The sequence below is a fragment of the Kribbella sp. NBC_00709 genome, assembly GCF_036226565.1.
Taxonomy (GTDB): Bacteria; Actinomycetota; Actinomycetes; order Propionibacteriales; family Kribbellaceae; genus Kribbella.
Genome location: NZ_CP108996.1, coordinates 1 through 21,896, shown reverse-complemented (window position 1 = coordinate 21,896; position 21,896 = coordinate 1). Strand labels below are relative to the sequence as shown.

Below are 21,896 nucleotides of genomic sequence, written 5' to 3'. Positions count from 1 at the left end.
AACTGTCGGAGGCGGCCGGTAGACAGGACTCAGCACCGCAGGACGCGCACTGACCGAGGTCTGGAGGATCCGATGAGCACAGCAGCTCTCGCGGCAAACGCACTGACACCGCGACGCTCGCCCGAGCCCGCACGCCGCTCACCCGAGCCGGCGCTGCGCTCGGTTCCTCCGGCCACGACGGCGCCGGTGCCGGACGCCGTACCGCGCCGCCGGACCCGGATCCAGGGTGCGACCACCGACTCGCTCCCGGTCCGTGCCTGCTCCGGCGAGTCGCTCGGCCGGCATAGCGCCGCACCGACCCGCCAGAGGCTCCAGGCCGAGCCGTCGACGCTGAACCTGACCCGCCGTGGCCGCCTGCTGCTGACCGTCCTCTCGGTCCTGGTCTTCGGTTCGGCGATCGTCGTCCTGGGGCTCCGCGTGACCGGCGTTCTCGAGCCCGGCCCGCACTTCACCCACACCGTCCCGGTGCAGGTCACCCCCGGGCAGACGCTCTGGTCCATTGCCCAGAGCACCAACCCGAGCCAGGACCCCGCCGCGGTGGTCGAGAAGATTGCCGACCTCAACAAGCTCTCCAGCCCGGCCGACATCACCCCCGGGCAGACTCTCCAGATCCCGATCGCCGGCTGACTACCGAGGGTCGAAGTACTTCCAGGTCTTGCCGTGATCGGTGCTGGTCATCGCCCGGTTGCCGTTGTACTGCATCGCGTAGACGAGGTCGCCGATGCTTGTCATCTCGTTCAGGTCGGTCGGCGGTGTGAACTTCGCACCGGCACCGGGCCGGAGGAGCTCACGGTCCTTGCCCTTGTGATAGAGCGCGAGCCCGGTGCCGTTGTCGAAAGCAACGGGAGACGACAGGTAGGTGGAGTTCCGGTTGGCTACGGTCGTCCAATGCTCGCCCCGGTCGGTGGATAACCGCACCGGCACCACGTCATCCATCATCCCGGGCTTGCCGCCCGGTATCAGCACCATCGTCTTGCCGTCGGGGCTGACACCCAGCTCGCCACGCACCTCACCCGGGCTGATGACCGAGTGGCCCCAGGTCTTGCCGAGGTCATCGGTCCAGTAGATGTTGCCGACGCCGCTGTTCTTGGCGCCGACCACCCACCACCGTCCGGTGGTGTCTCGTTGGGGCTGGAGAGCGTTGTCGACCCCAGGGATCTTCACCTCCCGCAGCGTGCCGGTCTCCGGATTCAGCGCCCGCAGGGTGCCGAACGCCAGCAGCACGTCCCCGTTGGCGAACTCGCTGGTCGGTGGAGCCCAGTGCAGCTTCTTCTCGATCCGTCCCTGAGCCGTCAGGCCGACCATCACGGACTGCGCCCAGGTCGGATCGCTGCCCTTCATGCTCGTCGGCAGCGCCAGCGCCAGCACCTCGTCACCGACCCGCAGCACGGTGTACTGGTTCTTCCGCACCGGCGCGGTGGTCCGGACCCCGTCACGGCTCAGCACCGCTGCGTAGTTCCAGGTGTATCCCGGCTGCGCTGACATCCAGACCGATCCCCACCGGGTCGGTGTAGCGAACGTGATGCCGGCAGCGCCGGACTTCTTGTCGTGAACCAGCTTCTCGGCCGCCTGGTCGACCGGGATCGACGCCTGGGTGGCGGCCGGCGGCTTCTCGGTGCCGGTCACGTTCCCGAGCGGCAGGACGGCGGCCAGTACTGCGATCGTCACCGCCGCGACCAGGCCAGCGCCGGTCAGCGCCTGCCGACGGTGACGGCGGCGGATGCCACGACGCTCCAGAGCCTCGAAGGGCAACGGCTGGACGGTCTCCTGGACCTCCCAGGACAGTTCTTTCAGCTCAGACATGGTCGACCTCCTTGGCGTCGTCGGCGAACTCGTGGACCAGAGAGGCCAGGCCGGCCCTGCCCCGGGACAGGCGAGCCTTGACCGTCCCCTCCGGGACACCCAGCTGTACGGCGACCTCGCGTACCGGCAGGTCGACGATGTGGTGCAGCACAATCGCCTCGCGCTGTTCGTACGGGAGCTGCCGCAAGGCCCCGACCAGAGCGACCCGGTCCGCGGACAGCCCGGGAATCGTGGTCTCGGGCACGCCTGCGCGAGAGAGCAACCCGTGGAAGCGGGTCGCGCGGCGGTAGCGCTGGCGCACGGCGTTCAGCGCGACTGTGCGCAGCCACGCCTCCGGGTTCTCCAACTGGGCGAACCGCCGGGGTTTCTCGACCGCCCGGACGAACGCCTCCTGGACGGCGTCCTCGGCCTCGCCCAGGCTCCCGGAGATCGCGAACAGTTGCCCGACCAGCCGCCGGTAGCACCCCTCGTACAGCTCGCGCACCGTGTCGACAGTGTCAACCGTGTCGCCGTCAGCCATCACCACTCCCCAGATAGGACCCTTTGCCTGCACGAGTCCTGGCGGAGGGATCCGGTTGCATCACCGAGGCACTTCGTCAATCGGCATCGCGCCAATCGTCCTCCAGCAACGCGTACACGTACTCGTTGGCCCATTCACCCTTGAACTGCAGCGCATCGACGAAATGCGCCTCCCGACGCATCCCCAGCCGCTCGAGCAACCGGGCCGATGCCTCGTTGCGATCGTCGAGCACCGCGACGATCCTGTGTAGCCCGAGCTCCTCGAACCCGACCCGCAGCATCTCCCGCGCGGCCTCCGCCGCCAGCCCCTTCCCCTGGTACGACGTGTGCAGCGCGAACCCGATCTCGCCCTGACGATCGGTCTCGCTCGCCCATTTCAGCAGAACCTCGCCGATCACGGCCCCGGTCTCGCGGAGCTCGATCGCGAGCACCAGCCACTGACCCGGCTCGGTCAGCTCGCCCTGCGGGAGCTTCTTCTCCAGCGCGACCCGCGTCTCCTCCCGGTCGCGCACCGGCCACGGCGTGTACCGCACCACCTCCGGCCGCGAGTGGAACGCGTACAGATCGTCCAGGTCGTCCATCCGATGCGGCCGGAGCTCCAGCCGCTCGGTCCGCAGTGGGTACGCGGGTCGGAATCCAGTCACGGCACCATCCTCGGCTACGCTGTCTAATGTCGTTAGACAGTACTCGGAGCCAACCACCCCGACAACGAGATTTCATGACCAGACGCAACCCGTCGTCCCACGCGGCGGCCGGCATCACGGTGTCCGCGATCGCCGACGCCGCTCTGGCCGTCATCCGCGCCGAGGGCGTGGACGGCCTGACCATGCGGGCGGTGGCCGAGCGTCTCCACGTCCGCGCGCCGACCCTCTATCACCACGTCCGCAACAAGTCCGAGCTGCTCGACCTGGTCGCGCGCAACGCGTTCGACCAGTTCACTGCCGACACCGCCGAGTACGAGAATCTGCAGACCGTCGACGAGTGGATCGCGCTGACGAGATCCGGCTCCCTCGAGCTGCGGGCGTTCTACGCCGGCCACCCCGGCCTGGCCGGACTGATCCAGTCAAAGGCCGACCCGGATCGCGACCAAGGCGAAGGGTCCCGCGCCGAACTCATCCGCGCCCAGATCGACGCCCTCGTCCGTCTCGGCGTACCCGAGCCGGCCGCACGTCACCTGTTCGAGGTCACTGCCCGCTGGTCCCTGGCTGCCGTCGTCGCGGAGCCGGCGGACGACCTCTTCACCGAAGGCCTCGACCTGTTCCTGTACGGCGTACGTGCGCGGCTGGGCGATCTGCTCAGCTGACGGTGGCCAGCCACATCTCGGCGTACCGCTTGCCGTCGACCGCCGTCGCCACCTGGACCGTCGTCGGCGAGAGTCCGTGGGGATCGCTGGTCAGATCGGCCGACCAGTCCCGTGTGTCGACGATGGTCCGCCCGCGCGACCAGTCTCCGGACAGCTCGATCCGCACCGGGAAGGGCTGCGTCGTCAGTCCGGACGGATCGATCACCGCACAGACAGCGCCGCCATCGCCGATGCTCGCTCCGTCGGACTGGTACCGGCCGCTCCGGTTCTCGATCAGCTTGCGCGCCAGCTCCGCCGACGGCGATCCGCTCAACCCGCGTGCCTGCTCCGAGGTGACGACCACGTCGTAGAACACATCCAGCCCGTACATCGTCATCGGTACGCCGAGCTCGCCCGCCGCCGTCAGAACCACCGCGGCCGCTTCCGGATCGGTCCAGATGTTGAACTCCGCCGATGCCGTCGCGTTCCCGATCCCCGCGGCCCCGCCCATGAAAACGATCTCGCGCAGGCCGGCCGCCGCGTCCGGATACGTCCGCAGCAGCAGTGCGATGTTCGTCAGCGGCGCCAACGGGATCAGCGTGATCAATTCACCGCTCGCCGCCGCCTCCCGCAGTACGTCGCGCAGCAGTTCGACCGCGTGCCGCGGATCCGTCGACCGCGTCGACCGCGGCCAGTCGATGTCGCCGAGCCCGTCGGCGCCATGGACGTGCCGCGCCATCCGCACCGGCTGGATCAGCGGTACGGCGGCACCGCGCGCGACCGGCACGTCCGGCCGTCCCGCGGCGTCCAGGACCGTTAGCGTGTTCGCCACCACGTCGTCGATGCCGACGTTTCCGCCGACACAGGTCACGGCCTTCAGGTCGAGCTCGGGATGCCGCGCGGCCAGCAACAGCGCGCACGCATCGTCCAGCCCGGTATCGACATCGAGAATCACCGGCTTCATGCCGTCATCCTCACATCCGGCGTTGGCCGCCACGTCATCGCCGGCTCGGGTGCCGTTCGCTTCGGCGGGCTTACCTGCGTGCTGATGCTCCCGACCGAGTCGTTCCTCCGCGCGCCCGGCACGCACCTGCGGATCTGGGCGCACCGCGGCAATTCCTCCGCGGCGCCCGAGAACACCGCCGCCTCCGACGAGGCAGCCCGTCGCGCCGGCGCCGAATGGATCGAGAACGACGTGCGGACGACGAAGGACGGCGTACCCGTCGTCATGCACGACGAGACCGTCGACCGCACCACCGACGGCACCGGTCCGATCCAGTCACTCACGGCAGCTGAGGTCTCGGAGCTCGACGCGGGCTCGTGGTTCGCGCCGGCGTTCGCGGGCCAACGAGTGCCCACGCTCGCGGCGCAGCTCGACGGCCTCAAGACCCGCGGCGGCAATCTGCTGCTGGAGATCAAGGGCCGGCACACGAGGGCGTCCGTCGTACGGATCGTGCAGGAGATCCAGGTCCACCGGATGAACGGCCGGGTGTTCGTCCAGAGCTTCGAACCGCAGCACCTTCGCTGGGTCCATGAACTCGCCTCCGAGCTACCGCTCGGCCTGCTCCGCTTCGCACTCGACCCGGATCCGGTCGCGATCGCGAAGGACCTCGAGCTGACGTCGTACAACCCGTCCGATGCGGCGCTGCAGACCCGGCCCGGGATTCTCCCCGAGCTGCACGCGGCCGGCGTCGCTGTCAACGTCTGGACGGTCGACGACCCGGACCGCTGGGACGCGCTCGAACGGGCCGGCGTGGACGGCATCATCACCAACTGCCCGGCCGAACTCGCCGGCTGGAACGCCGGACGCTTCGCACTCGTCGGCTGACCGCGAAGCTCTGCCGACCCCCCTTGCGGGGGCCGTAGTTTGCGCCTCGAAAGGGTCATTCCGGCGACGCCACGCGGGACTACACGAGCCCGCGCGAGTGTTGGAACCAGTGAGATCAGGCAGACACGCGCGGGCGATCGCGGCGTGCTTGCAAACTGTCGGAGCAGCGATCTAGGATCCCTAGATGTAGTGGTTACACGGGTGTAATTTTCCACAGGTAGTGGTTGGTTGCACACAGGTTCTACACAAGTTGTCCCCAGGCTGATCCACAACCTGCCCCCTCCGGGGCAGTCACGGGAGGAGTGATTCGTCGTGCACTGTCCGTATTGCCGGCACGCCGACTCACGGGTGGTCGACAGCCGGGTGGCCGAGGACGGCGGAGCGATCCGCCGCCGGCGTCAGTGCCCGGTCTGCGAGAAGCGGTTCACCACTGTCGAGCAGATGCAGCTCACGGTCGTGAAGCGTTCCGGCGCGACCGAGCCGTTCAGCCGGGAGAAGGTCATCAACGGGGTCGGCAAGGCGTGCAAGGGCCGGCCGGTGAACGCCGACCAGCTCGCCCGCCTGGGTCAGAAGGTCGAGGACGCGCTGAAGGGCAGCGGCTCGCCGGAGGTTCCCGCGCACGAGGTCGGACTCGCGATCCTCGGGCCGCTGCGGGAGCTGGACGAGGTCGCCTACCTGCGGTTCGCGAGCGTGTACCGGCAGTTCGAGTCCGCCGACGATTTCGAGACCGAGATCGCGCTGCTGCGGGCCGAGAAGGAGCCGCAGGGCACCGAGCCGGGCCAGCTCAAGCCGACCCAACAGACGTAAACCGGGGGAACGGTAGTTCCAAGAAGTACAGGCGGTATGTGGCGTTCACGCAGCACTCCAACGGGGCGGTCCCGACAGACCGCGGTAGTAGACACAGGGCGAGGAGCAACCATGACAGAGACGGTGACCGGCCACTCGGGGTCGACCAAGCGGTCGGCGGCCGGGTTCCGCGGGCGGAAGAACGCGCCCACGGGACTCACCATCGAGCGCGTCTTCAGCACCGAAGGCGTCCACCCGTACGACGAGGTGACCTGGGAGCGTCGCGACGTCGTGCAGCAGAACTGGAAGACGGGTGAGACGGTCTTCGAGCAGCGCGGGGTCGAGTTCCCCGAGTTCTGGAGCGTCAACGCCTCGACCATCGTCACCACGAAGTACTTCCGTGGCGCGGTCAGCCACGACAACCGGGAGTGGAGCCTCAAGCAGCTGCTCGACCGGGTCGTGAAGACCTACTGCCGGGCCGGCGAGGAGCACGGTTACTTCACCACGCCCGCCGACGCGGAGGTCTTCGAGCAGGAGATCACCTGGCTGCTACTGCACCAGTACTTCAGCTTCAACTCGCCGGTCTGGTTCAACGTCGGGACGTCTTCGCCGCAGCAGGTGTCGGCCTGCTTCATCCTCGCCGTGGACGACTCGATGGAGTCGATCCTGAACTGGTACAAGGAAGAGGGCCTGATCTTCAAGGGCGGTTCGGGCGCCGGTCTGAACCTGTCCCGGATCCGCTCCTCGAAGGAGCTGCTGCAGTCCAGCGGCGGCACCGCCTCCGGCCCGGTCTCGTTCATGCGCGGCGCGGACGCGTCGGCCGGCACGATCAAGTCCGGCGGCGCCACCCGGCGCGCGGCCAAGATGGTCGTGCTCGACGTCGACCACCCCGACATCGAGGAGTTCGTCGACACCAAGATGCGCGAGGAGGAGAAGATCCGCATCCTGCGTGACGCGGGCTTCGACATGGACCTCGGCGGTCGCGACATCACCTCCGTGCAGTACCAGAACGCCAACAACTCGGTCCGGGTCTCCGACGAGTTCATGCGCGCGGTCGAGGAGAAGGGCGAGTTCGGGCTGCGGGCGCGGCTCGACAACTCGGTGATCGAGACCGTCGACGCGCGGAACCTGTTCGACAAGATCTCCCAGGCGGCGTGGGCCTGCGCCGACCCGGGCCTGCAGTACGACGACACCATCAACGACTGGCACACCACGCCGGAGACGGGCCGGATCACCGCGTCCAACCCGTGCTCGGAGTACATGCACCTGGACAACTCGTCCTGCAACCTCGCCTCGCTGAACCTGATGAAGTTCCTCCGCGACGACGACCTGTTCGACTCGGAGAGGTTCGTCAAGGCGGTCGAGCTGATCATCACCGCGATGGACATCTCGATCTGCTTCGCCGACTTCCCGACCGAGGCGATCGGCGTCACCACCCGCGCGTACCGGCAGCTCGGCATCGGCTACGCCAACCTCGGTGCGTTGCTGATGGCAACGGGTCACGCGTACGACTCCGACGGTGGTCGCGCACTGGCGGGCGCTATCACCTCGCTGATGACCGGTACGTCGTACAAGCGTTCGGCCGAGCTGGCCGGCATCGTCGGCGCGTACGACGGCTTCGAGCGCAACAAGGACGCCCACACCCGGGTGATGCGCAAGCACGCGGCGGCCAACGACGCGATCCGGAGCGTCCACGAGATCGACAAGGACGTCCACAAGCACGCCTCCGCGGCGTGGGAGGGCGTGCTGAAGGTCGGCGCCAAGAACGGCTGGCGGAACGCACAGGCCTCGGTGCTCGCACCGACCGGCACCATCGGCTTCATGATGGACTGCGACACCACCGGTATCGAGCCGGACTTCTCGCTGGTGAAGTTCAAGAAGCTGGTCGGCGGCGGCTCGATGCAGATCGTCAACCAGACCGTCCCGCGGGCGCTGCGGCAGTACAGCTACACCGAGGAGACGATCGAGGCGATCGTCGAGTACATCGCCGAGAACGGTCACGTGGTCGACGCCCCGGGCCTGAAGCCGGAGCACTACGAGATCTTCGACACCGCGATGGGGGAGCGGGCCATCAAGCCGATGGGCCACGTGCGGATGATGGCGGCCGCACAGCCGTTCCTGTCCGGCGCGATCTCGAAGACGGTGAACCTGCCGGAGACCGCGACGGTCGAGGAGATCGCCGACGTCTACTTCCAGGGCTGGAAGCTCGGCCTGAAGGCGCTCGCGGTCTACCGCGACAACTGCAAGGTCGGTCAGCCGCTGGCGGACGCGAAGGCGAAGAAGGCCTCCGAGGCGGACGCCGCGGTGGCTGCCGAGGCCGCGGTCGCGGAGAAGATCGTCGAGAAGGTCATCGAGTACCGGCCGACCCGCAAGCGTCTGCCGAAGTCGCGGCCGTCGCGGACCACGTCCTTCACGGTCGGCGGCGCCGAGGGCTACATGACTGCCGGCTCCTACCCGGACGACGGTCTCGGCGAGGTCTTCCTGAAGATGGGCAAGCAGGGTTCGACGCTTGCCGGTGTGATGGACGCCTTCTCGATCGCGATCTCGATCGCCCTGCAGCACGGCGTACCACTGGAGACCTACGTCCAGAAGTTCACCAACCTGAAGTTCGAGCCGGCCGGTCTGACCGACGACCCGGACGTCCGGATGGCGCAGTCGATCATGGACTACATCTTCCGCCGCCTGGCTCTGGACTACCTGCCGTTCGACGAGCGGGCCGCCCTGGGCATCTACTCGGCGGACGAACGGTCCCGGCAGCTCGACACCGGCTCGTACGAGCCGGCCCCGGTCGAGGTCTCCGAGGCCGAGTCCCTGAAGTCGGTCGAGCCGGCCGCCTCTGAGGTCGCCGACGTTGCCGAGCTCACGGATAAGTCGGTCGAGGCGGCATCTGCCAAGCCGGTCAAGGGCGAGGCCCACACCACCGCCGAGATGCTCGAACTCATCACCGGCACCTCGGTCGACGCCCCGCTCTGCTTCACCTGCGGCACCAAGATGCGCCCCAGCGGCTCCTGCTACGTCTGCGAAGGCTGCGGCAGCACCTCCGGCTGCAGCTGAGATCTGGTGTCGGTAGCTGGCTGTCGTTGCAGAGCTGACTGCAGCCAGCTGCCTCTGTAGCTGATAGCGCCACGGCCCCCGGGAACTTCCCACTTTCCCCGGGGGCCGAGGTGCGTCTGCTCACGAGTTGCTCAGGTGAAGGGCTGGAAGCGCTCCCGGCCTGGCTCCTAGGCTCACCGGCGACCCACCTGCCAGCGCAGGGAGCCGCCGCCCATGCCGTTTCTGCCGTTTCTGTCTCCGTTCCGCCGTGTGCTGGCAGCCTCGGCCGCCGGTCTGATGCTGGCCGGCGTGCTGACCGCTGCGCCGGCGTACGCGAACTCGGCCGCCAACTGCTACACCCATCACGACAAAGAACTGGCGAACTCGCGCCTCAGCGCCGCCGTCTACTGCACCGACGGCGAATGGCTGGGCGTTCACGACGATCAGGCGGACGGCTACAGCGCTCGCGCCGCGATCCAGCTGTACCAAAGCCAGGTCGGCTTCTGGTACGACGCTCACGAGTGCTTCGACGACACCACCGTCGCGGACTACCAGGGCTGGAGCTTCTGCAACTTCTCGGTGCCCGACGGCACCCTGGTCCGAATCCGCCTCTGGTCATCCAAGAACGGCGTCGAGTCCTATCCCGTCGTCACCGGCTCGTTCACGACCTGACGCCGTTCTAATGGCCAGTGCTCTGATGACCGGCGCTCTAATGGCCGGAGCGGTCTGAGTCGGCGGCGGGCTTGGCGGTGCCGTCGAGGGCCGTGAGCGCCGACAGCTCCGCCGCGGTCAGGTCGAAGTCGAACACCGCGAGGTTTTCCGCGAGCCTGCCCCGGTCGGCTGACTTCGGGATGGGTACGACGTACTGCTGGGTCTCCCACCGCAGCACGACCTGACCCGGCGTCCGCTCGTACTTCTTGGCGAGCTCCTGCACCGTCGGGTGGCTCAGCAGGTCGGTGCCCTTGCCCAGCGGGCTCCACGCCTCCGTGACGATCCCGTGCTGGGCATGGAACGCGCGCTCGCCGGCCTTCGCCCACACCGGGCTGAGCTGTACCTGGTTCACCTCCGGCGCTACACCGGTCTCGTCGATCAACCGCTGCAAGTGCGCGGGCTTGAAGTTCGACGTACCGATCGCTCGAACCAGCCCTGCGTCCCGGAGCGCGATCAGCCCTTGCCACGCGTCGACGTACCGATCCTGCGCCGGATTCGGCCAGTGAATGAGGAGGAGATCCAGATACTCGACGCCGAGCTTCTCCGCACTCGCCTCGAACGCCGTCCGCGCGCCGTCGACGCTGTGCCACCTCTTGTTGAACTTCGACGTCACGAACACCTCGTCGCGCGACGCACCCTTCAACGCCCGCCCGACGCCGACCTCGTTGCGGTAGTTCTCCGCCGTGTCGATCAGCCGATACCCGAGCTCGAGCGCCGTACTCACGGCCCGCTCGGCGTCGGCGTCGTTCATCGGCGACGTCCCGAGCCCGATCCGCGGCATCGCAGATCCGTGACTCAGGGTAACGATCGGAACCTGGCTCATCCAACTCCTCCTTCGGCTGGCGCTGCCCCGACACCGTACGCCGATCACAGTCCGCACCCTCCGTGCTGACCCTCCGGAACCGCCGCGATCCGCCGTACGCCGTACGGCCGGGACGACCTGTCTCAGCGCCGGGAAACCACCCTGCGAACTGTCGGATCCGTGGTTCATGATGGACCCGTGGGGCCTCGAAACACGTTGGAGGGGTGGGCAAATGAAGAACCGTCTGATCACTCTGGTGGACCTCGGTCTGGACAGCTCGTTCGACGCGTCGATGACGTTCGTCCAGGGCATCACCGGGAACATCAACGCAGGCTGGAACCGGCCGGTGATCGACGTGAACTTCATCCGCAGCCGGGACCACGAGACCGCCTTCTCCGCGCTCACCACCCCGTCGTCGGTCCTGCACGTGATGGCACACGGTGACCACAGCGAGGAGCCCTCGTTCCTGTCCACCGACGGCCAGACCCAGGTCTCGCTCCGGTCCCTGGCCGACTGGTTCCTGGATCGCCAGTGGGGGATCGCCAGCGGCGTCGTGATCGCCGACGGCTGCAAGACCGGCATCGGCAAGTGGCAGCGCGCGATCCGCGACTGCCTCCAGGACGACATCACCTACATCGGCACCAGCACTGTCATCGGCTGGTACGAGGCGACCGTGTTCTGCTCCGCCTTCTACGGCGCCCTGGTCCGCAACCGCGGCCTCGGCCGCACCCCGGCCGAGCAGGGCTGGGATGCCGCCACTCGGGCCATCCGAGCCTACGAGACCCTCACCGACCAACGCTGCCCCTACAAACCGGTCCTCCTCACTCCCTCCCGCCAAGCCCTCCGCTCCCTGACCGGCTGACCCGACTGGCCCGGCCGACCCGGTTGTCCTGAGCAAGTGGTCAGGCGCCGGCGCGTCCAGGGGGTGGGTGGCGACACGCTCTTGGCGGCTACTTTGGGTGAGGCGTGTGAGACTTTTTGTGGACTCGTCGTGTGGCGCAGTCCGTGGTCTGGGTTGCCGGTGGCTCGGATGGCGTGAGGACGGGGAAGCCGTCGGATGTGCATCGGCCGACCTGCTGACCTCCGCCCGACGCGGTGAAGGAACGCGCCCATGAAGCTCCACCGGAACTCCCTCCTGACTGCTGCCGCGATAGTGCTGGTCCTGTATCTGGTGTCGTTGGTTGTCGGCTTGCCGGGATGGTCGGCCGTGGTCCTGACCGTGGTGCTCCTGGTCCTGCTGGCCGTCGTCTGGAAACAGCCCGACGAACCCCGTCCAGTCGTGACCAGGCCGGCGCCGCCCTCCGTCGTACTGCCGGATCCGGATCCGGTCTTCACCGGTCCACCGTCGCGGACGGTGACGGACGTCCGGTTGCCGTCCGCCTCGCCCGACTTCCAATTCAGCTTCTCGGCCGTGGTCCAGTGGTCGACCGTCCTGTCGGGCTCGCGCCACGCGGACCTCGGTGCGGTGGCGGTCGACGCCTTGCTGGAGCGGGCGCGATCGCTGACCGCGAGGCAGCAGGTGACCGAGGAGTCGCTCAACCAGCACAGGCTGGCGGCGCTCCTCGGTGAACCGGCGCTCGACGAGAAAGGTCTGGTGCGGAGCTGGGCGACCGAGGTGCGACTGCGACTTCCGGACGCGGATCACCAGCATCTTCTGCATCTGGCTGCCCTGCACCGGCGGGAGCAGACCACTCTGCTCGAACGCCGGATGGAGCAGGACAAACGCGCCTACTTGAAGGACGACGTCTTCGCGACGCCTGGATCTGCCGCGGTCTGGTGGCTGGTCAACCACCCAGGCGACGTGGAGACAGCACTCGGTCTCCTCGACACTCTCGCCGAACTGTCGGCCGCGGCGAACGATCTCCCCATCCGGCGGACATCCGCGGAGGAGATCGAACGCCAACGGCCGACCCGCGCCGAACTCGCCTTCAGCACGGCAGTCGACAACCTCACTGACCAGTCGCCCTCGGACCTGTCCGAGAACGAGGCCGACGCGACGGGTCCAACCGACGAGTCCCACCAGCGCCCTGTCCCACGGCATGCGCCGTACCGAGAGCAGTTCTTCACGGAGTAGGCCGGCGAGGCGGGCCGGCTGCAGGGTGGGCCCGCCCCACCGAGATCGGCTACGCATGGTTACTCGTCCAGCCAACGGATCGTGCTGGCGCCGCTGTGGCCATGGATGGTCAGCAAGGCGTCGACGCCGTCCGGCCACACCGTCGTGGTCGCATACGGGCCACCCCAGTGCAGTGCGACCGTCCCGTCGCTCCACTCGACGCCCTCGGCCACCACGCCTGTCCCGCTGACGCCGGAGGGGTCCTGGTGGCGGACCAACTCGAAGCAGCGTGGTCCGGACTTACTCGCGACTTTCAGATGACGCCGGCGTGTGGTCCGCGGCAGCGTCGCGGTTCTCCCGCTGATCTCGTCCATGCGCCAAGTCAACGCGTGCCGGGCTGTCCTCACCAGGAACTCAACCGGTATCCACAGCGCACAAATTCTGCCCTCCGGCAATGACCGAATCACCATATTCTGATAGCAGGGAGTAACCGACGGGCAAGGGAGCGAGAACCGATGACAGTCATCGACGAATGGACCGGCCGCCACGCACATGCCTTGCGTACGGCGATGCGCCTGACGAACGAAGCCTTCGCCGAGCGGCTCGGCATCTCGCCACGCACACTGACGAAGTGGCGGGAGAGACCGGAGGTGGTGCCCAGCCCCTATCTCCAGGAGGCCCTCGACACCTACCTCAACCAAGCATCACCCGACGCCCAGGTCCGGTTCGCCGCCGCTCTCGGCCTCGACGAGCGACGGATGCCGATCGACGACACCGTGCTGACTCAGCTCAACACGGCCCTCGGCGATCTGGCGCGAGCTCTGGCCCGCCTACAGTCCGACGATCCGGAGCGATCTCCCACGTCTTGACGCCGGACGGCAGACTGGGCGCCGCAGCGTGAGGTGCGGAAGGAGCCACGCATGAGGCGACGCCCGGTGAACTCGTCCAGTGTGCGATCGGTCGGATGGTCCGACGGCACCCTGGAGCTCGAGTACGTGAACGGCTACGTCTACCAGTACTTCGACGTTCCGCAGCCGACGTACGCGGCGCTCCTGGCCGCACCCAGCATCGGCGCGTACATCAACAAGCACATCAAGCCGTACTACGAGTTCCGCGAGATCTGAGTTTCTGTCAGGTTCTCCGCGGGCACCGGAGGAGCGCAGCACGGGGGCACGCCGAACCAGGAGATGGACATGCGTACCCGAAGAGCTTCTGCGACCCGTTCCCGCGCGATCACGATCATCATTGTCGTCTGGCTGCTGATCGGCGTCGCAGCTGCGGCACAACGCAACTACTTCGAGAGCTCGCGGACTTCGTGTGCCAAGGTCGGGACGGTGCTCGTCACGATCGTGGCCGGCCCGCTGAACTACGTCGGTGCCAACCCGAAGATCGACTGCAACGCACCCAAGCCGTCGCGGTAATCCCGCTCCGGCGAACCGTGTCCGCCGTACCGTTCCAGCACAGAACTGGATCGGGAGGGGACACGAACATGCTGGATGAGGGCATCAAGGCGGACCTCGAGAGATTCAACGTGCCCGGCGCGAGCTGGGTCGTGATCGAGGACGGCGTGGTTCGCGAGACCGGGACAGCCGGTCTGGTGGACGCAGACGGATCTGACGCCGTCGCGCCGGGCACGTTGTTCCAGGCCGCATCGATCAGCAAGCCGATCGCCGTACTGGCGATGCTGCGGTTGGTCGATCGCGGCCTGCTCGATCTCGACGAGGACGTGAACCGGAAGCTCACGTCGTGGCAAGTTCCGCCCACCGGGTCGTGGCAACCTGTCGTGACACTGCGGCAGTTGGCGAGCCACAGCGCCGGGCTGACTGTGCATGGGTTTCCTGGGTACGCCGAGGGCGATCCACTGCCCACAGTGGTGCAGATCCTTGACGGGGTTCGACCGACCAACACGTTCGGCGTCCGCGTCGACCTGGTGCCCGGCACCCAGTTCCGGTACGCCGGAGGCGGCACCATCGTCATGCAGCAGCTCCTGGAAGACGTCACGGGTACGCCGTTCCGTGAACTGGCCCGTGAGCTCGTGCTGGATCCGCTCGGCATGTCCGACAGCGACTACGCGCAGCCGCTGCCACCAGAGCTCCACGCCAGGGCCGCCGTCGCGCACGACGAGCGTGGCCACCCGCTCGGAGGCCGCTGGCATGCCTACCCCGAGCTAGCTGCCGCTGGGCTCTGGACGACGCCAACAGACCTCGCCAAGGCAGCCATTCACGTGCAGAGGATGTACGCCGGGGCGGACGACGCACTGTTGTCGCCGGAGCTGGCCCGGGAGATGTTGACGCACCAGATCCCGGCGGGCCAACGAATCGGTGGCTTGGGGCACCTGGGACTCGGGTTCTTCCTCGATGACGTCGGCCAGCGGTTCGGGCACAGCGGGGGCAATGCCGGGTTCTCCTGTCATCTGCTCGCGGATCGCGACACGGGGCAGGGCGCTGTGGTGATGACGAACGGCGACAGGGGCGGATGGGTCGTGCAGAGGGCGTTCGCCGCGGTGGCCTCGGCGTACGGCTGGAAGGGGTACCCGCTTGATGTCGACGCTCCGAATCTGCCGAGCGACGAGGTCATAGCCGGGCTGGCCGGCAGGTACCGGTTGGACGGCCGGCTGACGTTCACAGTCGAACGTTTGGGGAACGGGCTCGAGGTGACGTTCGATGGCCAGGCTCCCCAGCTGTTCATGGCGCGGTCGGCTACGGGCTTCACCGCGATGAACACCGAGACGGAGTTCGAGGTACGCGAGGGCGGACTGGTCTTCCACCAGGAGGGCGTGGCGCTCGACTGCGTCCGGGAATAGGTGCTGGGGCCGTCGGGTTACATCTGATGCCGTCCGGTTCGTGACCCCGGGCCTCAACCTAAGCCGCTACGAGCGGCCACTTGCCGAGAGGCGTCTGCTGGACGGTGCGGTACTTGACAAGGTGGGAGTCGGCTGACCGGCTCCCACCTCGTCGTCACCCTCGCGAAAACGGTTTGTGTGGGTGCGGCATGATGGAAGTGTCGCTCGCGGAGACGCGAGTGAGTGATGTGACCAGAGGGATCAGCACTGCTTCCCTCGACACCGGGAGACCGGTGCCGAGGACAGGTGCCGAGGAGCTCGGACGAGGGTCCGGGACCCCGATTTGCATCCGCACCATGAATGTCAGTAATGTTCTTCTTGTTGGAGCGAGGCGCAGGACGCGAAAGCGGCCGGCCCTTCAACAAACTCCCTGAAGGTCTCGGAAGCCGAAACACGCCTCGGCGGGTTTCGGACACTGAGTCGCGCAGGGAGACTGGATCGAAAAGGCCGATTTGACCGGCTGGAACCGAAACAGTAAAGTTGGGCGAGTTGCCCCGGAGCTTCAAACGAAAGTCTGAAGCGCGGTGTGCGTCCGATTCTTGAGAACTCAACAGCGTGCCGAAAGTCAATGCCGAAAGATGCATTAATCCCGTGCATGGGCTTCGGATGATTTCTGCTGGGGACCTTTCTGGGTTTCTTGGTGGGGTTGTTTGTTGTCTGTGTTCGGATTCCTTTGAAGTTAATACGGATGACAAGCCAGTTTATGGTTGTTTCTGATTCAAAGGATCGCTTTTCCGATTGTCGACTCACCAGTTTTCTGGTTTGTCTATATTTTTCAACGGAGAGTTTGATCCTGGCTCAGGACGAACGCTGGCGGCGTGCTTAACACATGCAAGTCGAGCGGTAAGGCCCCTTCGGGGGTACACGAGCGGCGAACGGGTGAGTAACACGTGAGCAACCTACCCTCAACTTTGGGATAAGCCTCGGAAACGGGGTCTAATACCGGATAATATCGGCTGCCTCATGGTGGTTGGTTGAAAGTTCTGGCGGTTGGGGATGGGCTCGCGGCCTATCAGCTTGTTGGTGGGGTAATGGCCTACCAAGGCGTCGACGGGTAGCCGGCCTGAGAGGGCGACCGGCCACACTGGGACTGAGACACGGCCCAGACTCCTACGGGAGGCAGCAGTGGGGAATATTGCGCAATGGACGAAAGTCTGACGCAGCAACGCCGCGTGAGGGATGACGGCCTTCGGGTTGTAAACCTCTTTCAGCAGGGACGAAGCGAGAGTGACGGTACCTGCAGAAGAAGGACCGGCCAACTACGTGCCAGCAGCCGCGGTAATACGTAGGGTCCGAGCGTTGTCCGGAATTATTGGGCGTAAAGGGCTCGTAGGCGGTTCGTCACGTCGGGAGTGAAAACTCGGGGCTTAACCCCGAGCCTGCTTCCGATACGGGCAGACTAGAGGTAGGCAGGGGAGAGCGGAACTCCTGGTGTAGCGGTGGAATGCGCAGATATCAGGAAGAACACCGGTGGCGAAGGCGGCTCTCTGGGCCTTACCTGACGCTGAGGAGCGAAAGCGTGGGTAGCGAACAGGATTAGATACCCTGGTAGTCCACGCCGTAAACGTTGGGCGCTAGGTGTGGGGGACATTCCACGTCCTCCGTGCCGCAGCTAACGCATTAAGCGCCCCGCCTGGGGAGTACGGCCGCAAGGCTAAAACTCAAAGGAATTGACGGGGGCCCGCACAAGCGGCGGAGCATGCGGATTAATTCGATGCAACGCGAAGAACCTTACCTGGGTTTGACATATAGGGAAATCTCGCAGAGATGCGGGGTCCGTAAGGGTCCTATACAGGTGGTGCATGGCTGTCGTCAGCTCGTGTCGTGAGATGTTGGGTTAAGTCCCGCAACGAGCGCAACCCTCGTCCTATGTTGCCAGCACGTCCTTCGGGATGGTGGGGACTCATAGGAGACTGCCGGGGTCAACTCGGAGGAAGGTGGGGATGACGTCAAGTCATCATGCCCCTTATGTCCAGGGCTTCACGCATGCTACAATGGCCGGTACAAAGGGCTGCGAAACCGCAAGGTGGAGCGAATCCCAAAAAGCCGGTCTCAGTTCGGATTGGGGTCTGCAACTCGACCCCATGAAGTCGGAGTCGCTAGTAATCGCAGATCAGCAACGCTGCGGTGAATACGTTCCCGGGCCTTGTACACACCGCCCGTCACGTCATGAAAGTCGGCAACACCCGAAGCCGGTGGCCTAACCCTTGTGGAGGGAGCCGTCGAAGGTGGGGCTGGCGATTAGGACGAAGTCGTAACAAGGTAGCCGTACCGGAAGGTGCGGCTGGATCACCTCCTTTCTAAGGAGCACTCGGCACTCTTTGAGTGTCTATTCATCACTTGCTCAGGCGAATGTTCTGAGGGTGATGGTGCTTCGGACTGTGGAACATTGACCATTAGGCCTGGATCTTTTCTGATCGAGCTAGTACTGCTGTCCCTTTCGGGGGTTGGCGTGGAACGTGAGAGAGGGATGGGTGAAGGGCCGAGGCGCGCTGTTGGGTCCTGAGGAATCGGGCCTGGCCAACGGATCTTTTGGGGTTCGGGGGTTGGGGCTGTTTCTTCTGGGTCACGGATGCACTGGATCTTTGCGGATCTGGTGTGTGTGGTGGCTGGGGCCGGCTCTCACCAAACTGCGGTGGGGTTCATTTTTCTGGGTGTGTTGTTTCCCTGGGGGATGGGTTCTGCGGTGTGTGGTGGTTAGGGGTTGGTGTTCCTGCCCGTATTTTGAGAACTGTATAGTGGACGCGAGCATCTCTTTGTAGCGTAATTTTGTCTTTTTGTTGTTTGTTTTGTGACAAGCTACTAAGGGCAATCGGTGGATGTCTTGGCACCAAGAGCCGATGAAGGACGTTGGAGCCTGCGATAAGCCCCGGGGAGTTGGCAACCGAGCTGTGATCCGGGGGTGTCCGAATGGGGAAACCCAGCTGGCATTCTAAAGCCAGTTACCAGTGCCTGAACACATAGGGTTCTGGAGGGAACGCGGGGAAGTGAAACATCTCAGTACCCGCAGGAAGAGAAAACAAAAGTGATTCCGTGAGTAGTGGCGAGCGAAAGCGGATGAGGCTAAACCATGTGCGTGTGATAGCCGGCGTGCGTTGCGCATGTGGGGTCGTGGGAGCATTCTTGATCTAATGCCGTGGATCGAAAGAGTTATCAATCACTGTTGAAGTCGAATCTTCTGGAATGTTGAGCCGTAGTGGGTTATAGCCCTGTAGGCGTAAGACAGTGACTCTTGAGTGTTTTCCCAAGTAGCACGGGACTCTTGAAATCCCGTGTGAATCTGGCGGGACCACCCGCTAAGCCTAAATACTTCTTGGTGACCGATAGCGGACTAGTACCGTGAGGGAAAGATGAAAAGTACCCCGGGAGGGGAGTGAAATAGTACCTGAAACCGATTGCCTACAATCCGTCGGAGCATTCACTTTGTGGGTGTGACGGCGTGCCTTTTGAAGAATGAGCCTGCGAGTTAGTGGTGTGTGGCGAGGTTAACCCGTGTGGGGTAGCCGTAGCGAAAGCGAGTCTGAATAGGGCGCTTTAGTCGCATGCTCTAGACCCGAAGCGGAGTGATCTATCCATGGGCAGGTTGAAGCGCGGGTAAGACCGCGTGGAGGACCGAACCCACCAGGGTTGAAAACCTGGGGGATGACCTGTGGATAGGGGTGAAAGGCCAATCAAACTCCGTGATAGCTGGTTCTCCCCGAAATGCATATAGGTGCAGCGTCGCGTGTTTCTTACCGGAGGTAGAGCACTGGATGGTCTAGGGGGCTTACCGGCTTACCGAAATCAGCCAAACTCCGAATGCCGGTAAGTGAGAGCGCGGCAGTGAGACTGCGGGGGATAAGCTCCGTAGTCGAGAGGGAAACAGCCCAGATCACCAGCTAAGGCCCCTAAGCGATTGCTAAGTGGAAAAGGATGTGGAGTTGCCCAGACAACCAGGAGGTTGGCTTAGAAGCAGCCACCCTTGAAAGAGTGCGTAATAGCTCACTGGTCAAGTGATTCCGCGCCGACAATGTAGCGGGGCTCAAGCAATCCGCCGAAGCTGTGGCATTTACACTCGTACTCGGCATCGACTTGATCGATGTCCAGGTGTGTGGATGGGTAGGGGAGCGTCGTGCAGCGTGTGAAGCAGCCTAGTGATGGAGTTGTGGATGCTGCACGAGTGAGAATGCAGGCATGAGTAGCGAATGACGGGTGAGAAACCCGTCCGCCGGATGATCAAGGGTTCCAGGGTCAAGCTAATCTGCCCTGGGTAAGTCGGGACCTAAGGCGAGGCCGACAGGCGTAGTCGATGGACAACGGGTTGATATTCCCGTACCGGCATTAACACGACCCGACCGAACCTGCTGATGCTAAGAATCAGAAGCTGTGATGTCTTCGGACGGATCGGTGGACGGTTTGACCCGAGGTGGTAGTAGGTGCATTGAGGAGTGACGCAGGAGGGTAGTCCAACCGCGGCGATGGTAGGCGCAAGCTGATCCGCGGGCAAGGTGGTAGGGCGAGGCATAGGCAAATCCGTGTCTCATTGAGCCTGAGAGCCGAGGCGGACCCGTTCAGGGGAAGTGGATGATCCCATGCTGCCGAGAAAAACTTCGCAGTGAGTGTTAGAGCCGCCCGTACCCCAAACCGACACAGGTGATCAGGTAGAGAATACCAAGGCGATCGAGTGAACCATGGTTAAGGAACTCGGCAAAATGCCCCCGTAACTTCGGGAGAAGGGGGACCGGATCCGTGAGGTAACTTGCTTACCGAAGCGGTGATGGTCGCAGAGACCAGGCCCAAGCGACTGTTTACTAAAAACACAGGTCCGTGCGAAGAAGTAATTCGATGTATACGGACTGACGCCTGCCCGGTGCTGGAACGTTAAGGGGACAGGTTAGCTGGCTTAGGCCGGCGAAGCTTTGAACTTAAGCGCCAGTAAACGGCGGTGGTAACTATAACCATCCTAAGGTAGCGAAATTCCTTGTCGGGTAAGTTCCGACCTGCACGAATGGCGTAACGACTTGGGCGCTGTCTCAACCGTGGACTCGGCGAAATTGCATTACGAGTAAAGATGCTCGTTACGCGCAGCAGGACGGAAAGACCCCGGGACCTTTACTACAACTTGGTATTGGTGGTCGGTACAATTTGTGTAGGATAGGTGGGAGACTGTGAAGCTCGGACGCCAGTTCGGGTGGAGTCATCGTTGAAATACCACTCTGATTGTTCTGGCTGTCTAACTTTGGTCCGTTATCCGGATCAGGGACAGTGCCTGGTGGGTAGTTTGACTGGGGCGGTCGCCTCCTAAAAGGTAACGGAGGCGCTCAAAGGTTCCCTCAGCCTGGTTGGCAATCAGGTGTTGAGTGTAAGTGCACAAGGGAGCTTGACTGTGAGACAGACATGTCGAGCAGGGACGAAAGTCGGAACTAGTGATCCGGCGGTGGCATGTGGGAGCACCGTCGCTCAACGGATAAAAGGTACCCCGGGGATAACAGGCTGATCTTCCCCAAGAGTCCATATCGACGGGATGGTTTGGCACCTCGATGTCGGCTCGTCGCATCCTGGGGCTGGAGTAGGTCCCAAGGGTTGGGCTGTTCGCCCATTAAAGCGGCACGCGAGCTGGGTTTAGAACGTCGTGAGACAGTTCGGTCCCTATCCGCTGCGCGCGCAGGAGACTTGAGAAGGGCTGCCCCTAGTACGAGAGGACCGGGGTGGACGAACCTCTGGTGTGCCAGTTGTTCCGCCAGGAGCACGGCTGGTTGGCTACGTTCGGGAGTGATAACCGCTGAAAGCATCTAAGCGGGAAGCACGCTTCAAGATGAGGTCTCCCACCGGGTTAACCGGGTAAGGCCCCCAGTAGACCACTGGGTTGATAGGCCAGAAGTGGAAGCGCCGCAAGGTGTGGAGCTGACTGGTACTAATAGGCCGAGGGCTTGTCTCATACACAACACCCCCCATTGGGAGCGTGTTGTCGGGCAATGATGAGTCTGCGCTATGTAACTGATGTTCGCGTTCACTGTACGGTTCCCGGAATACGGTCACCCCAGCACACCGAACCCTCTCGAGGGGTTCGTGGCTTGGCAGGTTGATAGTGTTCTCATATTGTTTCGGTGGCCATAGCGTCGGGGAAACACCCAGTCTCCATTCCGAACCTGGAAGTTAAGCCCGCCAGCGCCGATGGTACTGCGACCGGGAGGTCGTGGGAGAGTAGGACGCCGCCGGACATTCACACTGTTAAGGGCCACCCCCTCGGGGGTGGCC

Annotated in this window: 18 protein-coding genes and 3 rRNA genes; 15 read left to right on the top strand and 6 right to left on the bottom strand. The window is 64.5% G+C overall.

Annotated features, from left to right (window positions below; translation table 11 throughout):
- The first annotated feature begins 72 nt into the window (after positions 1-72).
- Positions 73-627 (top strand): LysM peptidoglycan-binding domain-containing protein, encoded by a 555-nt coding sequence (locus OHA18_RS00105; RefSeq protein WP_329001295.1) that lies wholly within the window; start codon positions 73-75, stop codon positions 625-627.
- Here OHA18_RS00105 and OHA18_RS00100 read toward each other — a convergent pair whose 3' ends face one another.
- The 3 genes from OHA18_RS00100 to OHA18_RS00090 all read right to left on the bottom strand — a co-directional run bounded on the left by OHA18_RS00100 (position 628) and on the right by OHA18_RS00090 (position 2,966).
- Complete coding sequence (locus OHA18_RS00100) at positions 628-1,803, bottom strand: hypothetical protein (protein ID WP_329001294.1); 1,176 nt, start codon at positions 1,801-1,803, stop codon at positions 628-630.
- Entirely contained in the window at positions 1,796-2,323 is a 528-nt protein-coding gene (locus OHA18_RS00095) for an RNA polymerase sigma factor (protein WP_329001293.1), read from the bottom strand. Before OHA18_RS00095 ends, OHA18_RS00100 begins: the two co-directional genes overlap by 8 nt.
- 76 nt (positions 2,324-2,399) lie before the next feature.
- The gene (locus OHA18_RS00090) at positions 2,400-2,966 is read right to left on the bottom strand and encodes a GNAT family N-acetyltransferase (RefSeq protein WP_329001292.1); all 567 of its coding nucleotides are present in this window, start codon (positions 2,964-2,966) and stop codon (positions 2,400-2,402) included.
- Positions 2,967-3,040: 74 nt separating this feature from the next.
- On the opposite strand from OHA18_RS00090, the gene OHA18_RS00085 reads away from it, so the two are divergent.
- A complete protein-coding gene (locus OHA18_RS00085) occupies positions 3,041-3,625 on the top strand; it encodes a TetR/AcrR family transcriptional regulator (protein ID WP_329001291.1) in 585 nt (194 codons plus the stop codon).
- Here OHA18_RS00085 and OHA18_RS00080 read toward each other — a convergent pair.
- A complete protein-coding gene (locus OHA18_RS00080; protein WP_329001290.1) occupies positions 3,618-4,568 on the bottom strand; it encodes a nucleoside hydrolase in 951 nt (316 codons plus the stop codon). The two genes, OHA18_RS00085 and OHA18_RS00080, sit on opposite strands and share 8 nt — an antisense overlap.
- Positions 4,569-4,652: 84 nt before the next feature.
- Here OHA18_RS00080 and OHA18_RS00075 point away from each other — a divergent pair, with 84 nt between their 5' ends.
- From OHA18_RS00075 to OHA18_RS00060, 4 genes are all read left to right on the top strand, one after another.
- Positions 4,653-5,432: a glycerophosphodiester phosphodiesterase gene (locus tag OHA18_RS00075; RefSeq protein ID WP_329001289.1), complete on the top strand. Its 780-nt coding sequence runs from the start codon at positions 4,653-4,655 to the stop codon at positions 5,430-5,432.
- Between the two features lie 312 nt (positions 5,433-5,744).
- The gene (gene nrdR, locus OHA18_RS00070; RefSeq protein ID WP_130449420.1) at positions 5,745-6,239 is read left to right on the top strand and encodes a transcriptional regulator NrdR; all 495 of its coding nucleotides are present in this window, start codon (positions 5,745-5,747) and stop codon (positions 6,237-6,239) included.
- Positions 6,240-6,350: 111 nt separating this feature from the next.
- The gene (locus OHA18_RS00065; protein WP_329001288.1) at positions 6,351-9,272 is read left to right on the top strand and encodes a vitamin B12-dependent ribonucleotide reductase; all 2,922 of its coding nucleotides are present in this window, start codon (positions 6,351-6,353) and stop codon (positions 9,270-9,272) included.
- A gap of 213 nt (positions 9,273-9,485) precedes the next feature.
- Positions 9,486-9,923, top strand: a complete 438-nt coding sequence (locus OHA18_RS00060; RefSeq protein WP_329001287.1) for a hypothetical protein — start codon at positions 9,486-9,488, stop codon at positions 9,921-9,923.
- Between the two features lie 37 nt (positions 9,924-9,960).
- Here the strand turns inward: OHA18_RS00060 and OHA18_RS00055 are convergent, their stop codons facing one another.
- Positions 9,961-10,785: an aldo/keto reductase gene (locus OHA18_RS00055; protein WP_329001286.1), complete on the bottom strand. Its 825-nt coding sequence runs from the start codon at positions 10,783-10,785 to the stop codon at positions 9,961-9,963.
- A 211-nt stretch (positions 10,786-10,996) separates the two neighbouring features.
- Here OHA18_RS00055 and OHA18_RS00050 point away from each other — a divergent pair, with 211 nt between their 5' ends.
- Positions 10,997-11,626: a hypothetical protein gene (locus tag OHA18_RS00050; protein ID WP_329001285.1), complete on the top strand. Its 630-nt coding sequence runs from the start codon at positions 10,997-10,999 to the stop codon at positions 11,624-11,626.
- 249 nt (positions 11,627-11,875) lie between these two features.
- Positions 11,876-12,838: a hypothetical protein gene (locus OHA18_RS00045; RefSeq protein WP_329001283.1), complete on the top strand. Its 963-nt coding sequence runs from the start codon at positions 11,876-11,878 to the stop codon at positions 12,836-12,838.
- A 59-nt stretch (positions 12,839-12,897) separates the two neighbouring features.
- Here OHA18_RS00045 and OHA18_RS00040 read toward each other — a convergent pair whose 3' ends face one another.
- Positions 12,898-13,191, bottom strand: coding sequence for a hypothetical protein (locus OHA18_RS00040; protein ID WP_329001281.1), 294 nt, complete (start codon positions 13,189-13,191; stop codon positions 12,898-12,900).
- 141 nt (positions 13,192-13,332) lie between these two features.
- On the opposite strand from OHA18_RS00040, the gene OHA18_RS00035 reads away from it, so the two are divergent.
- The 7 genes from OHA18_RS00035 to rrf all read left to right on the top strand — a co-directional run bounded on the left by OHA18_RS00035 (position 13,333) and on the right by rrf (position 21,859).
- Positions 13,333-13,686, top strand: a complete 354-nt coding sequence (locus OHA18_RS00035; protein WP_329001280.1) for a helix-turn-helix domain-containing protein — start codon at positions 13,333-13,335, stop codon at positions 13,684-13,686.
- Positions 13,687-13,737: 51 nt separating this feature from the next.
- Positions 13,738-13,941, top strand: a complete 204-nt coding sequence (locus OHA18_RS00030; protein WP_134111686.1) for a KTSC domain-containing protein — start codon at positions 13,738-13,740, stop codon at positions 13,939-13,941.
- A gap of 69 nt (positions 13,942-14,010) precedes the next feature.
- A complete protein-coding gene (locus tag OHA18_RS00025) occupies positions 14,011-14,238 on the top strand; it encodes a hypothetical protein (protein ID WP_329001278.1) in 228 nt (75 codons plus the stop codon).
- A 68-nt stretch (positions 14,239-14,306) separates the two neighbouring features.
- Positions 14,307-15,620 carry a serine hydrolase domain-containing protein gene (locus tag OHA18_RS00020; protein ID WP_329001277.1) on the top strand — a complete coding sequence of 438 codons (1,314 nt, stop codon included), beginning with the start codon at positions 14,307-14,309 and terminating at the stop codon, positions 15,618-15,620.
- A gap of 814 nt (positions 15,621-16,434) precedes the next feature.
- Positions 16,435-17,959 (top strand): 16S ribosomal RNA (locus OHA18_RS00015).
- 492 nt (positions 17,960-18,451) lie between these two features.
- Positions 18,452-21,576 (top strand): 23S ribosomal RNA (locus OHA18_RS00010).
- A gap of 165 nt (positions 21,577-21,741) precedes the next feature.
- A 5S ribosomal RNA gene (rrf, locus tag OHA18_RS00005) occupies positions 21,742-21,859 on the top strand.
- The 16S, 23S and 5S rRNA genes sit together here, the layout of an rRNA operon.
- Positions 21,860-21,896: the final 37 nt, after the last annotated feature.

Coding starts and splice junctions, on each gene's coding strand:
- OHA18_RS00105 (WP_329001295.1), top strand. CDS start 73: ATGAGCACAGCAGCTCTCGCGGCAAACGCACTGACACCGCGACGCTCG.
- OHA18_RS00100 (WP_329001294.1), bottom strand. CDS start 1,803: ATGTCTGAGCTGAAAGAACTGTCCTGGGAGGTCCAGGAGACCGTCCAG.
- OHA18_RS00095 (WP_329001293.1), bottom strand. CDS start 2,323: ATGGCTGACGGCGACACGGTTGACACTGTCGACACGGTGCGCGAGCTG.
- OHA18_RS00085 (WP_329001291.1), top strand. CDS start 3,041: ATGACCAGACGCAACCCGTCGTCCCACGCGGCGGCCGGCATCACGGTG.
- OHA18_RS00080 (WP_329001290.1), bottom strand. CDS start 4,568: ATGAAGCCGGTGATTCTCGATGTCGATACCGGGCTGGACGATGCGTGC.
- OHA18_RS00075 (WP_329001289.1), top strand. CDS start 4,653: ATGCTCCCGACCGAGTCGTTCCTCCGCGCGCCCGGCACGCACCTGCGG.
- OHA18_RS00065 (WP_329001288.1), top strand. CDS start 6,351: ATGACAGAGACGGTGACCGGCCACTCGGGGTCGACCAAGCGGTCGGCG.
- OHA18_RS00060 (WP_329001287.1), top strand. CDS start 9,486: ATGCCGTTTCTGCCGTTTCTGTCTCCGTTCCGCCGTGTGCTGGCAGCC.
- OHA18_RS00055 (WP_329001286.1), bottom strand. CDS start 10,785: ATGAGCCAGGTTCCGATCGTTACCCTGAGTCACGGATCTGCGATGCCG.
- OHA18_RS00050 (WP_329001285.1), top strand. CDS start 10,997: ATGAAGAACCGTCTGATCACTCTGGTGGACCTCGGTCTGGACAGCTCG.
- OHA18_RS00045 (WP_329001283.1), top strand. CDS start 11,876: ATGAAGCTCCACCGGAACTCCCTCCTGACTGCTGCCGCGATAGTGCTG.
- OHA18_RS00040 (WP_329001281.1), bottom strand. CDS start 13,191: ATGGACGAGATCAGCGGGAGAACCGCGACGCTGCCGCGGACCACACGC.
- OHA18_RS00035 (WP_329001280.1), top strand. CDS start 13,333: ATGACAGTCATCGACGAATGGACCGGCCGCCACGCACATGCCTTGCGT.
- OHA18_RS00030 (WP_134111686.1), top strand. CDS start 13,738: ATGAGGCGACGCCCGGTGAACTCGTCCAGTGTGCGATCGGTCGGATGG.
- OHA18_RS00025 (WP_329001278.1), top strand. CDS start 14,011: ATGCGTACCCGAAGAGCTTCTGCGACCCGTTCCCGCGCGATCACGATC.
- OHA18_RS00020 (WP_329001277.1), top strand. CDS start 14,307: ATGCTGGATGAGGGCATCAAGGCGGACCTCGAGAGATTCAACGTGCCC.